Annotated in this window: 14 protein-coding genes and 1 pseudogene; 8 read left to right on the top strand and 7 right to left on the bottom strand. The window is 42.4% G+C overall.

The features are described from left to right. Positions 1-5 precede the first annotated feature (5 nt). From ICL16_RS39560 to ICL16_RS39550, 3 genes are all read right to left on the bottom strand, one after another. A complete protein-coding gene (locus tag ICL16_RS39560) occupies positions 6-647 on the bottom strand; it encodes a Uma2 family endonuclease (RefSeq protein ID WP_190837085.1) in 642 nt (213 codons plus the stop codon). 55 nt (positions 648-702) lie between these two features. Further along, positions 703-1,461, bottom strand: coding sequence for an intradiol ring-cleavage dioxygenase (locus ICL16_RS39555; RefSeq protein ID WP_190837082.1), 759 nt, complete (start codon positions 1,459-1,461; stop codon positions 703-705). Between the two features lie 118 nt (positions 1,462-1,579). Beyond that, positions 1,580-1,876, bottom strand: a complete 297-nt coding sequence (locus ICL16_RS39550) for a 6TM ABC transporter family protein (RefSeq protein ID WP_190837080.1) — start codon at positions 1,874-1,876, stop codon at positions 1,580-1,582. 121 nt (positions 1,877-1,997) lie between these two features. On the opposite strand from ICL16_RS39550, the gene ICL16_RS46475 reads away from it, so the two are divergent. Then, on the top strand, positions 1,998-2,720 hold the full coding sequence (locus ICL16_RS46475) for an ATP-binding protein (RefSeq protein ID WP_238361157.1): 723 nt from the start codon (positions 1,998-2,000) through the stop codon (positions 2,718-2,720). 36 nt (positions 2,721-2,756) lie between these two features. Here the strand turns inward: ICL16_RS46475 and ICL16_RS39535 are convergent, their stop codons facing one another. Both ICL16_RS39535 and ICL16_RS39530 read right to left on the bottom strand, forming a co-directional pair. Continuing rightward, positions 2,757-3,413 carry a response regulator transcription factor gene (locus tag ICL16_RS39535; protein ID WP_190837077.1) on the bottom strand — a complete coding sequence of 219 codons (657 nt, stop codon included), beginning with the start codon at positions 3,411-3,413 and terminating at the stop codon, positions 2,757-2,759. Then, positions 3,413-4,684 carry a sensor histidine kinase gene (locus ICL16_RS39530; RefSeq protein ID WP_190837075.1) on the bottom strand — a complete coding sequence of 424 codons (1,272 nt, stop codon included), beginning with the start codon at positions 4,682-4,684 and terminating at the stop codon, positions 3,413-3,415. Before ICL16_RS39530 ends, ICL16_RS39535 begins: the two co-directional genes overlap by 1 nt. A 228-nt stretch (positions 4,685-4,912) precedes the next feature. Here ICL16_RS39530 and ICL16_RS39525 point away from each other — a divergent pair, with 228 nt between their 5' ends. The 5 genes from ICL16_RS39525 to ICL16_RS39505 all read left to right on the top strand — a co-directional run bounded on the left by ICL16_RS39525 (position 4,913) and on the right by ICL16_RS39505 (position 11,397). Continuing rightward, positions 4,913-5,158, top strand: a complete 246-nt coding sequence (locus tag ICL16_RS39525; protein WP_190837073.1) for a PqqD family protein — start codon at positions 4,913-4,915, stop codon at positions 5,156-5,158. Next, the gene (locus tag ICL16_RS39520) at positions 5,158-6,201 is read left to right on the top strand and encodes an ATP-grasp domain-containing protein (RefSeq protein ID WP_190837071.1); all 1,044 of its coding nucleotides are present in this window, start codon (positions 5,158-5,160) and stop codon (positions 6,199-6,201) included. The genes ICL16_RS39525 and ICL16_RS39520 overlap by 1 nt, the downstream gene beginning before the upstream one ends. Position 6,202: 1 nt before the next feature. After that, positions 6,203-7,585, top strand: coding sequence for an alanine racemase (locus ICL16_RS39515; protein WP_190837069.1), 1,383 nt, complete (start codon positions 6,203-6,205; stop codon positions 7,583-7,585). A gap of 6 nt (positions 7,586-7,591) precedes the next feature. Further along, positions 7,592-9,715: an urea transporter gene (locus ICL16_RS39510; protein WP_190837065.1), complete on the top strand. Its 2,124-nt coding sequence runs from the start codon at positions 7,592-7,594 to the stop codon at positions 9,713-9,715. A 224-nt stretch (positions 9,716-9,939) separates the two neighbouring features. Beyond that, positions 9,940-11,397, top strand: a complete 1,458-nt coding sequence (locus ICL16_RS39505) for an iron uptake porin (protein WP_238361156.1) — start codon at positions 9,940-9,942, stop codon at positions 11,395-11,397. Between the two features lie 86 nt (positions 11,398-11,483). Here ICL16_RS39505 and ICL16_RS39500 read toward each other — a convergent pair. Beyond that, positions 11,484-11,708: pseudogene (locus ICL16_RS39500) on the bottom strand (aldo/keto reductase); the annotation flags it as partial. 46 nt (positions 11,709-11,754) lie between these two features. On the opposite strand from ICL16_RS39500, the gene ICL16_RS39495 reads away from it, so the two are divergent. Both ICL16_RS39495 and ICL16_RS39490 read left to right on the top strand, forming a co-directional pair. Continuing rightward, on the top strand, positions 11,755-12,039 hold the full coding sequence (locus tag ICL16_RS39495) for a type II toxin-antitoxin system RelE/ParE family toxin (RefSeq protein ID WP_190837062.1): 285 nt from the start codon (positions 11,755-11,757) through the stop codon (positions 12,037-12,039). 13 nt (positions 12,040-12,052) lie between these two features. Next, entirely contained in the window at positions 12,053-12,361 is a 309-nt protein-coding gene (locus ICL16_RS39490; protein ID WP_190837060.1) for a HigA family addiction module antitoxin, read from the top strand. A 129-nt stretch (positions 12,362-12,490) separates the two neighbouring features. Here ICL16_RS39490 and ICL16_RS39485 read toward each other — a convergent pair whose 3' ends face one another. Next, a complete protein-coding gene (locus tag ICL16_RS39485) occupies positions 12,491-13,264 on the bottom strand; it encodes a DsbA family protein (protein WP_190837058.1) in 774 nt (257 codons plus the stop codon). Positions 13,265-13,284: the final 20 nt, after the last annotated feature.

Here is a 13,284-nt window from a genome sequence, read left to right as displayed (position 1 = left end):
GCCAATTACAAAGCAAAATTAAAAATCTGTTGCGCGGTGAGGTTAAATTTTGGGAAGGTATGGGAGACAATCACATCATTACCTCTAAACGTTGTTTTTACATATTCCCCGTCAATTAGTTCGTATACAAAAATAGTGCTTTGTTTTGGATAGCCAATAAATTCACGCCCTCCCAAGGCAGCATAATCTACAATCCAGTATTCAGGAATGCCCATAGCTTCATAATCACGACGTTTGTCGTAGTAGTCGTCTTGCCAATTGGTACTAACAACTTCTACTATCAATTTGACAGAAGTCGCGTTTTGAATAACTGACTCACTTTCCCAGCGTGTCTCAGTACCAATAGTTTCTTTATTTAAAACAATTATATCCGGCTCGTACCCAGATTTTTCGCGCAAAGGTTTAACAATCAATTCTCTGGGTATTGTCCAAATGTCGCCTTTCCCCATCTCTCTAATAGCTATAAGTAATCTTTCAGCAAGAGAACCCGTTAAATTTGAATGCTTCCCTCTAGGCTTAGGTATCTCGACAATTACTCCATCATATAATTCGTACCGAACTACCGAGTTTTCTGGATACCATTCAATAAATTCATCAAAGGTATATAATTTTGTTTCGGTTTGTGCTTGTGTTTGGGCTTGGGTCATAGTTACAACCTCCACATATATTTGACTTTAACATCCCGCTGCCCACCGTTGCCGCTCAAACTGTTTGAAGCCCAATATCGAACGTTGCTTTGTAACCTTGGCTTGTTACGGTGAGTGTGAGCAACAATTGTTCTCCACCGTTTCTGAAGATTCCGTCTCCAGCATTTTTCAGTGTGCGTTGTCCCTTGCTAGCGTATGGTGCTTGTGCGTGTACCCGATCTGTAATTGAGTCATCAAAGTACAATTGTGATGTAAACTCATAACTCTGCCCTGATGTCGCATCCATACGTACCTTAAAGTGCATATGCACTGTTCTGCCTTGATACCAACCGGGATAGATGGTTGTGAACTGGACGGTTCCATTGGCGTCTGTCACTTGATACCCGCGCAGGAATTTTTTCCCGACGGTACTGAAACTTCGATCTGTCACGTCTGAATAGACACCCTGCGCGTCACAGTGCCAAATATCTACGATCGCATTTGCCAGCGGCGTGCAGCCAGTACCGTTGATCCCAGAAACCCGCAGCGTCAGTTGGAGTGGCACACCGTCTTTCACCGAACCGTCCTCTGGATCTGATCTGATATCAGAACGGTTGAGCTTCTCGTCTACAAAATACGGTCCTTCAGTCTGATCGGGACTCACGACACAAGCTGGTATTGCTGTCGATGCTCGGACACGTTTTCTCGACTGTGCTTGCGCGGAACTGGCTCTCGGTATGCAGACAACAACCATTGCCGCCCCGGCTGCCCTAAATAAAGCGAGTGCCTCTCTTCGACTCAAAATTATACCTACTTGACAATCATCGTTTTTCATGCAATATTTCCCCGTGTAGTACCTTGATCGCCCAAAACGCATGATGATACACGAAAGGGTTGCGAGGAACGCAGCAACCCGGTTTCTTGAGTAACTTCAAAATAAAATACTAGTAGCCTTAGTCACGCCTAGCGTTACGTACAGCCCGAGCAAGTTCTCTTTCTAAACTGTTGATTTCTTCTCTTTCCTGGCGACTTATACGCCCATCCCGCGAAAACCTTCTTCTTGCGGCTTCAAGTCTTGCTTCAACTCTGTTGATATCTCGACGCTCTTGGCGACTAACATCTCTTTGAACATTATAGCGCGGCAGTGAGTAAACTCGACGAGAATAGACTTCATTCGCAAAGGCAGATGTAGGTAGAAAAACAGTAGCAGCGCATAAAGCCGCAAGGGTAAATTGTCGATTAATCTTCATAACAATAAACTTTGTGTTGTAATTGAGGTGTCAATGTTTTTGATTACACCAGCCCAAAATTACAATTCGCCAAGTCTATTGATTACAGTTTTGTAATCTCACAGTTGAGTAAGAGAATCCAATGAATGTCCTGTTCGTTGAAGATGAATCGAGAATCGCTAACTTTGTCCTCACTGGATTGAAAGAGCAGGGATTTGTCGTTGACTATTGCGATAATGGCAACGATGGATATATTCGGGCGATGGATCAGGAGTATGACGCGATCATTCTCGATATCATGATTCCCGGAAAGGATGGGCTGTCTATCCTCAAACACCTGCGACGCTCCGGGCGTAATGTGCCAATAATTTTGTTGACTGCTCGTAATGAACTTGATGACAGACTTGAAGGTTTAAATCTTGGGGCAGATGACTATATTGCAAAACCGTTCTATGTTGAGGAGTTGGTTGCTCGCATTCATGCTGTGGTGCGTCGGAGTACGGGCGATCGCGATTTGCTCACCCAGATTTTACAAAACCTACTCAGCAACGCCATCAAATATAATCTTCCCGCAGGTGGGATCAAGATTCGCGCCTACCTGCAAGAAACAACAGTGTTAATCTCAATCAGCAATTCTTCCCAAGACATTCCAACTAATGAAAGGGAGCGCATTTTTGACCGCTTTTATCGCGGCGATCCCTCACGTACACGCAAGGTAGACGGAGTAGGGTTGGGACTAAGTTTAGCACGAGAAATTGCCAGATTTCATGGCGGGGACTTGACGCTTAATCCCACACCATCCGGTTGGACTACCTTCACTTTAAGCTTGCCGATTAGCGCTCCAACAAACAATCAAGCTAATTAACAAACAGTATGGTTTGGTTTTATATTTAGTTCACTTCTAATTATCATCTAAGAATTGCAAAAATGAGTTAGCAAAAATAGCTGCTTGAGTACGATCGCGCAAATTCAACCGCATCAAAATACTCGTGACATGATTTTTCACAGTTCGTTCCGCAATAAATAGCGACTGGGCAATTTCGCGGTTGTTCGCACCCAATGCAATTAAACGTAAAACATCCTTTTCTCTAGGAGTAAGTTCGGCGAATTCAAGTGGTGGAGTCGGCGGAATTGCGGTAGAGTGTGACACAGGAGCAATTATTTTCTCCAATAACCCTGGTCCTAACTGTGTATGTCCTGCATAAACTGACCGAATTGCATTTGCCAATGGTTCAAGGGGTGTATCTTTAAGTAAATAACCTTTAGCTCCAAATCTCATGGCGAGTGAGACATACTCATCATCGTCAAAAGTCGTCAAAATTAAGACTTTGACATTTGCAAACCGCTGACAAATTACCTCAGTTGCCGCAACACCATCCATTGTTGGCATTCGCACATCCATCAGTACCACATCGGGTTGCAGCGCTTCAACTTGAGCGATCGCTTCCTTACCATTTTCAGCATCGCCAACAATTTCAAAGTCTGGTTGCGACTCCAACAAGCTTTTTATCCCTAAACGGATAATCGTTTGATCGTCTACCAACAACACGCGGATCATCAACTTAGCCTCGACAATGGAAAAAATGCCATAATCTGACAACCATCATTTGGTTCACTGGTGATATACAATTGACCTCCCAGCGCTGAAGTTCGTTCGCGCATTCCCTTTAGTCCAAAACCCGTGGTATTTTGGTTGGGGTTAAAGCCGATACCGTTATCTTCAACGCGCAAACACAACGAATCAGTAGTTGCTTGTATATCAATTGTTACCTTAGTTGCGGCACTATGTTTGGAAATATTTGTTAAAGCTTCTTGAACAATGCGGTAAATCGTTCGGCTTAATTCTGGCGATACTGATGGCTCTAAACGCAGTGAATAGTCTGGAGAAATTTGCGTCCTAGCTTGGAACTCTGCAAGTAAAAGCGCGATCGCTGAATCTAAAGATTTGCCCTGCAATGGATCTGAACGCAGCGTTGCAACAGAATAACGCACTTCTTTTAAAGCATTAGTACCAAGGTTTTTTGCTTCTAACAAAAAACCTTTGCTTTTTTCAAAATTTGACTCCAAAAACAACAACGCATTTTCTAGTTGAATACTTTGTGCTGTGAGTAAATGTCCTAAAGCATCATGTATTTCACGGGCAATCCGATTACGCTCTTGTAGTGTCGCTTGATCCTCGACGCGGAGAGCATATTGCCGCAGTTGTTCGTGAGCAAGAGCTAATTTTTGACGACTTTGCAATTCGGCAAGTAAAGTATTTACCAATAATGATACAAATATTAATACTAGAGTAAATAAAATAGCCATATTTAATTTTAAACTCCAAACAAAATTCCTAATCTGTTCTTCAGGAAATTTTTCCATTTTTTGCTGAATTTGCGGTGGATAATTCATGAGATTCAAACTACCAATAAAGCAAAGCCAAACTAGACCAACCACCAGCAAACGTCCAATTAATTTAAATATCAAAAAGCTACGAATAACTAAAATAAGTAGCAAAGGAGGTGAAAATCCAATCCCGTGACCAGCGGAAATGCTAGCAGCTAAAATTAGCAATAATTCAACTGCTGTATAGAGGAGCTTAGATAATTGATTGCATCTAGGTAACCAAAAACCCATACTCCCAAAAATAAAAATACTTACAAATAGTAAAATAGGATTAATAGTAGAAGATTCATGGGCAAATATCGGTTTAGGAAAATTTTTTGATTGCAATTCCATTATTATAGATATACCGACAAGAATCCACTCCAAAGGAAGCAATAAACGTAGTGAATAGTTCAAATTAATCATTTTTTTTAAATTAGTAAATACTAGTAATTCTTTCATAGGCGTTACAAAATGAGACAACTATGCTTAGTATAAAGCTTAATTTATTGTGAGTTTATACCTATTCCAAGCGTCTCTAGTCCCATTTTGTCAAAGATGCATTGGGACTAAAGTACCAAATGTATCGGATGAAATCAGAGCCTATAGTACCTATGAATTTTCAGTATAAACTCATAAGATGGCATGTAGAAATTTGTTCCTACGTAAAATCTCGTATAACTACAATTGATGTCAGCATTTCAATCTTTAACAGTCACCAAAGATGGCTTTGCTTTTGACTTTGCCACAGGTGAAAACTTTATGTTAAACCGTTGTGGTCAGCTCATCTTGCAACGGCTGCAACACGGTGAAACTCAGCAACAAATTGTCCAGTTTTTATGCCATCGGTTCGACATTACTCCTGGTATGGCAGAGCGCGATGTTGCAGACTTTTGCCAACAACTCAAAACCTTAGGACTAACAGGGGATAATTGATGAAACCTTTGACAATCGCCATTACAGGCATTAATGCAGTCGATAATCCCGGTCCCGGTACAGGCATTGCCCGCAGTCTACGCGAAGATAACCAATTACCTACCCAAATCATCGGACTTGCTTACGATGCAATGGAACCAGGGCTGTATATGGATTGGCTATTTGATCGCCGTTACCTCATGCCCTATCCTTCCTCGGAACCAGAAGTTCTCATTGAGCGGTTGCAGCAGATTCAACAGCAGGTTGGACTAGATTGCGTGATTCCCAATTTCGATATGGAATTACCGCTTTACATCAGGTGTGCCAGAGAGTTGGAGTCCCTTGGTATCCAAACTTATCTACCGACAAGAGAGCAGTTTGCTTTACGTAACAAGGTACGCTTGACTAAAGTCGCAAAAGAGTTTGGTGTTCAAACACCACAGACGGTGGCTGTGACATCTATTAAGGATCTTGATGAAGCGATCGCATCACTGGGATTGCCGTTAATGGTCAAGGGTCCTTACCACGGAGCTTACAAAGTGTCAACCGAAGGAGAAGCACAGCAACGTTTCCATCAGTTGGCAGCGGAGTGGTGGGGATACCCAATTATCTTACAGCAATTTGTCACCGGCATCGAACTCAACTTAGTGGGAGTTGGAGATGACAAAGGAAACCATCTCGGTTTAGTCGCGACAAAAAAGATGTCTGTGACCCATCTTGGTAAAATCTGGAGTGGTGTAACCATCCATCATACAGGCTTGCTCAAAGCAGCAGAAGCATTCCTACAATATACCCAGTGGAAGGGACCATTCGAGTTAGAATGCATCGCCGATCCTGACGGCATGATTTATTTGATCGAAATTAACCCACGCTTTCCCGCCTGGACTTACTTTGCTACTGGCGTAGGCATTAACCTTCCATCACGTTTAGTAAGAGCATCGCTGGGATTACCCTTACCTCCTCTACCTTCTTATGATGCAGGTAAGTTGTTCATGCGCTACACCTACGAAATGGTAACAGACACAAACCCTTTACAAGCTCTAGTAACTTTGGGAGAAAGATAACATGGTAACTCAATACGAAAAACCAGTAATTCAAAAACTACACAGCGGATTGATGAACAAGTTTGCCGGCAGCAGCTTGTTACATCGTAAGGTGAAAACAGAGATTGCGGGCTTGGCGATCGATAATCTCGTTGCACATTTTGGCTCTCCATTGTTTGTCTATTCAGAACAAACACTGCGGCGCAAGTTCCGCACCATCCGTAATGCTTTCTCCACTCGTTATCCAAATGTGATTTTTGGCTGGTCTTACAAAACTAACTATCTCAAAGCTATTTGCGCCATCCTACATCAGGAAGGCGCGATCGCGGAATTAGTTTCCAAGATGGAATACGACAAAGCAAAAGCATTGGGTATTCCAGGAAACCAAATCATTCTCAACGGACCATACAAACCATATGCCACTCTAGAAGCTGCTGTACGCGATGGAGTCACAATCAATATCGATCACCTGGATGAAATAGAGGATTTGGAGGCGATCTCCTCCAACCTTGATCGGACTATTCCAGTAGGTATTCGACTCAACCTAGATGCAGGAATTCAACCCTGTTGGTCGCGCTTTGGCTTCAATCTAGAATCAGGTCAAGCAATGGACGCGATCCGACGCATTGCCAGTGGCGGTAAATTACGAGTGAACGGACTACACAGCCACATTGGCACATTTATCATGGAACCTGCAGCTTATGCACGCCAAGTCGAGAAAATGGTGACATTTGGTTATGAAATTGAGCAAGCCTGTGGTTGGCAGATGGATTATATAGACATTGGTGGTGGTTTCCCCTCCCGCAGCCGTCTTAAAGGCGCTTACCATGCCGTAGACGTAATGTTACCTTCAATAGAGGAATACGCAGACGCAGTTTGTGATGCACTGTGGGCAACGCTAAAACCAGGACATATGCCCAAACTAATCATCGAATCTGGTCGGGCGGTAGTTGACGAAGCCGGGACACTGATTACCACTATATGTGGTGTCAAACGACTACCCGATGGCACTCGTGCTTATGTTGTGGATGGTGGCGTCAATTTACTGTTTACCAGCTTTTGGTATCGCTTTGATATTGCGCTAGATCGCCCCGTTTCTGGTCCGTGCCAACCTTCCGTAATCTACGGACCGCTATGCATGAATATTGATGCTGTTGATGAGGGAATTTCGCTGCCCCCTTTATCACGGGGCACTCGATTTGTCATCTCCACTGTAGGAGCTTACAACAACACACAATGGTTGCAGTTTATTGAATACCGTCCTAATGTGGTTTTAGTGACAGAATCGGGTGAAGTTGAATTGATTCGGGAAGCAGAAGATCTGAGCGACTTGGAAAGAAGAGAACATTTACCGCCCCGACTGGCAACAACAACTGAGTTGCGACTTTCTCAAGTAGGGAGTTAAAAGGACATGTGGACTGTGCATTATCGCTTAACGCTCAAGCGTCTGTTACCAATTACACAATGGACAATGAAGCGGTTACAGACGCCCCGACTAGTGCGTGCCATGTGTGCCGCCACAGCGGAGATTTTGTTTCTACGCGGAGTTGGTGCTGGAGCACTACTACTTTCTGCTATGCTACTGCAACCTGCTGTGCTGTTGATGGGATTGACTGGAGTATTAGCAACAGTTGCTTTTGCCCGAATGGCGAAACTTGGACAGACTTATCTAGAGTGGGGACCGTTTTTATTCAACCCACTCTTAGCAGGGCTGGGTGTTGGTTATCTGTTCCAACCTAGTGCAGCATCAATTTTTTTGGCAGCGGCAGCAGGAATACTGGCATTTGTTCTCACTTGGACTTTATCACATGTATTGCACACGTTCTTTTTACTTCCTGTTTTAAGCTTGCCGTTTGTTGCTGTTAGTTGGACTGTTCATTTAGCAGCATTTCGTTTTGCTGGGTTGCAGCTTGCCACTGTCCACAGTTATGCCTATTCAATCGGTTTGCCAGTGCCGATTGAAGGTTTCTTACGTACACTGGGAATGATTTTCTTCCTACCAAATGTGTGGATTGGTATAATAGTTGCTCTACTATTGTTGTTAAATTCACGTATTCAGTTTTTGTTAGCGTTGTCTAGCTATGCCTTTGGGTCATTTATTCAGGGTATTTTGACTGGAACTTTCGCTTATGTATATTATGACCCTGGGACACTGAATTTTATTTTGGTAGCACTGGCTCTAGGCGGGTTTTATTTACTGCCATCACCCCGAAGCTACTTATTAGCTGCTTTAGGAGTTGCGTTGGCTGTCTTATTAGGTCAAGCAATTGGTGTTTTTTGGGCGGCAGTATTATTGCCTGTACATGCCTTGCCCTACAACTTAGTAACGATGATGTTGTTATATCTACTCGGTTTAGTGGGGCATCAATTACTTGCACGATATCCTCAATCTTCGCCAGAAAAGACTCTGGATTACGAATTAACAGCACGGCGACGATATCGAGGTAGTACAGGACGCCTTCTTGGTTTACCTTTTGCAGGAAGTTGGGTAGTTTGGCAGGGGTTTGATGGCAAATGGACTCATCAAGGGCTTTGGCGCTATGCTTATGACTTTCTCATTCAGGACGATCTTGGTCTTACTTATCGCGATGCAGGGTTGCAGTTGACCGACTACTACGCTTGGAAAAAACCTGTGCTGTCCCCTATTCGCGGTTGGGTGGTTCATGTAGTGCGCGATTTGCCTGATTGTGATGTTGGCAGCGTAGACCAAGACCATAATTGGGGTAATTATGTGATGCTGTACGATGAGCGGGGCTTTTACGTTGAAATCTCTCATTTTGCGCAGAACAGTATTGTCGTGAAGCAAGGCGATCGCATTGAGCGGGGAACTATGCTGGGACGTTGTGGGAACTCTGGGTATTCACCCCAGCCTCATATCCATATTCAAGTACAGCTTACTCCAGTATTAGGTGCTGCTACAGTTCCGTTCAGTTTCGCTAGTTTGTTGGTAAACGGTGAATTTTGTGCGGAAATTACACCAAGTGAAGATGCGGTGGTAGAACCTGTGGCAAGCGATCGCACTCTTGCACAGGCTCTCACTTTTCCCCTCGATTCCCAGCTACACTTTAGCATTACCCAACAAGGGCGGGCGATCGGTCATCTGAGTACAATTGTCCGCATGGCAGTTGATGGCTCATTTTACCTAGATTCCGGAAACGCTAAATTATTTTTTAGCTTAGATGAAGACAGGTTTATGTTCCACCGACTAGATGGTAAAGATCCAAGGTTGGCGTTGTTATTTCTTGCCATCCCCAGGCTGCCTCTAGCACGTCAAACTGGACAGCAATGGTTTGACTACTTACCTATCAGTACAGTTATCACCGATCTGCGTTTGATAGTTTACCAATTTTGCAGTTCATTTTATCCTCAACTGGCATCAGCTATGTACGTAGGGCAATGGCAATCTGATACCACCCTAATTGGCACAGTCGCAATACCAAAAGTGGCGGACAAAATTCAAACATCTGCCACCTTTGATCGCGACAACCAATTGGTAAGAGTTAGTGTAGGCGATCGAGTTTTGGTACGCCAATAGGTAGAGACGCCCCGGTGGGGCGTCTTTATTTTTAGGTAAATTTTCATGTTGGTTTAACAATGATTATTAGTTTGACAAGTAATGTCAAAAAATGTGAACGAAACAAGATCCCCGACTTCTTAAAGAAGTCGGGGATCTTGGGATGCTCGATTTGTATTTTGGTCTTTTTACTGTTTACTTGTTCTAAGACACAAGCACTTACAGATGAACAGTTATCATCACCAATGACTCAAATCAACTCAGTTACTCAACTCTCAAATATTCAACCTACAGATTGGGCATTTCAAGCATTGCAGTCTTTAGTTGAATCTTATGGTTGTATGACTGACCGCACTCAATCTTACAAAGGAAATCGTGTCCTAACTCGTTATGAATTTGCTATACTTTTAAATACATGTACAGAACACATCAATGAATTACTTACCAAAGGTAATACTAATTTAATTACTCAAGAAAATTTAGAAACATGGCAAAAGTTACAAGAGGAATTTGCTGCTGAGATTGCCACTTTACGAGGGAGAATTGACATTATCCAATCTCATACAGACACTTTAGAGACACAACAGTTTTCTCCCACAGCGAAACTAGTTGGTGAAGCTATTTTTGCAGTTACTGATGAATTTAATCAGCCAACTAACAATAACACCGTTTTCCAACAAAGGGTTCGTCTAGACATTCAAAACAGCTTTACTGGAAAAGATACTCTACATATTCGATTGGCTGCGGGTAATGCAAATATTTTTAATCTTAGTAGTTATGGAGTAGAAGGAATTCAAACCTTTAACTTTGGAAATACCAACAATTCAAATTTTGTTGACTGGGTATCTTACTTTTTCCCAGTTGGTGAGAAAATTCAAGGTTATGTTGCAGCCGTCGCCGGAGTTCACTATGACTATGCTTCTACAGTTAGTTCTTATCTAGAAGGATACGACGGTGGTACAGCTTCCCTTTCGATTTTTGCTCAACACAATCCCATCTATCTCATTGGTGGAGGCTCTGGAGGTGGATTTACTTATTCTATTAGTAACAATTTAGCATTATCTGTAGGTTATTTAGCCGACAACGCTAACAATCTTGCGGCAAATATTCCCTCTGAAAAAGGTGGTTTGTTTAATAGTAGCTATGCAGCTTTAGCCCAACTCACCTTTTCCCCAAATGACCAGTTTTCCATTGGTTTTACGTATATTAATGCTTATCGAAGATCGGCAATTTTTGATACAGGAAGCGGACTTGTTTCAGTAGGTACAAACTTAGCGAATGGTGCAGGATTTGATTTTGGTACAGTTCCATCAAAAGTAAATGCCTATGGTACAGAATTTACATATCAGGTTAGCCCTCAATTTGCAATTAATGGCTGGTTTTCTTATATCAATGCTGAGTTCATTAACCTTGGCACAGGAGACATTTGGACTTATGCTCTCACCTTTGCTTTTCCCGATCTTGGTAAAAAAGGCAACTTGGGTGGTATTGTTGTGGGTGTAGAGCCTTATTTGGGTAATGCGAGTAAATTTGCCTTCTATGCTAAGAACGACATACCACTTCATATTGAAGGCTTTTACAAATATCAATTAAATGACAACATCTCAATCACCCCTGGTTTGATTTGGATTCTTTCTCCAGGACAAAACTCTGAAAATCCCGATGCTGTTATCGGTACGCTGAGGACTACCTTTATTTTCTAATTGACGAACCCAGACGATATCAACTTCTTTGCCCAAAGCAAAATCACTTCGGGCTTTACCAATAGTAGTCACTATAGGCACTTGGATCAAGGTGCCGGATTTGGATAGCGAGTGTGAACGGTATCTAATTCTGCCAGAATATCTTTGTCAAGAGTTACGTTCACACTGTCTAGATTCTCTTTGAGTTGTTCGATTGTTGTCGCACCGATAATGGTGCTGGTGACAAACCAACGACTTCGCACAAATGCCAAAGCTAGTTGTGCGGGTTTGAGATTATATTTGTGAGCGATCGCCACATAAGCTGCGATCGCTATTGTATACTAGCGGTTGACGATAGTAACGCAAAATGATAGTATTGTGATTGTTAGTTTTAAATCTGAAGAAACAAAGCTTATTTTTGAGAGCTTTACATCTTCTCAGTATCCGCCCAATATCCAAAAAACTGCTTTACGAAAATTGCTGATACTTAACGCTGCAACATCAATTAACGATTTGCGCGTTCCACCTGGTAATCGTTTAGAGAAGCTAGCTGGCGATAGGAAAGGGCAGTACAGTATTCGTATTAACGATCAATGGCGAATCTGCTTTATTTGGACGGATGGGAACAATGCTTCAGAAGTTGAAATAGTAGATTACCACTGACGAGGAAATAATTATGAATAACAACCGTCTGCCAAATATCCACCCAGGAGAAATCCTACAACTAGAATTTTTAGAGCCACTAAACATCACACCTTATCGATTGAGCAAAGATATAGGTGTAGCTCAGACACGAATTGGTGAAATTTTATCTGGAAAACGTAGTGTTACAGCAGATACAGCTTTGCGTTTATCTCGCTATTTTGGTAACAGCGCTCAGTTTTGGTTGAATTTACAAACGCAATACGATCTACGTCTTGCTCTTGAAGAAAATGCAGAAGTTTACAATCAAATATCCATACATCCGTTGAATAATGTAGCCTAAACCCTTGTAGAGACGCGCTCATTTCCCTTTGAGAGAAGGAGCGTCGCAACGAGTGTCACCCGTTCGCATAGCGTCGCGATTAAGAAGGGCATCGCGTCTCTACGTTGTTATTTGGAGATGTTTATTGTTTTACTTTGTGGCATTTTGAGAAAATATTTTCTCAAGATCCGCTAGTTGAACTGCTCCTGAGAAATTTTCACTATTAAGGACAAAGAATGGTGTACCAGAAAGTCTTAAGCTCTCAGCTAGCTGTAAATCTTTGCGAATCGCGGCTTCAGCATTATTGCGATCCTGTTCAAACTTGGGTAAGTCCAAATTGAGATTTTTAGCAATTTCTTGGTAGAAATCTTCACCCAGTTTATTTTGGTTGGTAAACAGTGCATCATGATATTCCCAGAATTTTCCCTGTTGTTGTGCTGCCCAAGCTGCTTTGGCTGCGGGGATCGCTTGATTATGAATGGATGCTAAGGGAAAATGCTTGTAAACCAATGTAAATTTATCGGGATTTTTGGCGAGGATTTGTTTCAGGTTTTTATGCGCTTCTGCACAGTAGGGACACTGATAATCTGAGAACTCTACCAACACAATTTTTGCAGAAGTTGCTCCTGTGGTGGGAGATTCGCCAATTACTGCTTGCGGATTGGTTTTTAAATCTTGTAAAAATACCTGCCGTATTTGCTGTACAACTTGCTGTTGTTGCTGTTGATATGCTTGTAATGATTCCAGAATTGCTTCTGGGTGTTGACGGATAATTTGTAAGACGTTTTCTTCTAACCTTGGACTAATGCGGTTGGCTGCTGTGGCTGGAAGTGTCCAACTGAGAACTAAAATTAGTAAGCATAGGGTTGTTAACCTACCTAACCGTTGCAGTTGTTGTCCACACCAATCAGAAAATGTACGCATAAACAAAACTTGTTACCTTT

Origin of the sequence: Iningainema tapete BLCC-T55, assembly GCF_014698965.1 — a bacterium.
Classification (GTDB): Bacteria; Cyanobacteriota; Cyanobacteriia; order Cyanobacteriales; family Nostocaceae; genus Iningainema; species Iningainema tapete.
Note: the sequence above shows the minus strand (reverse complement) of the source record. Positions and strands in the feature narration are given on the sequence as shown.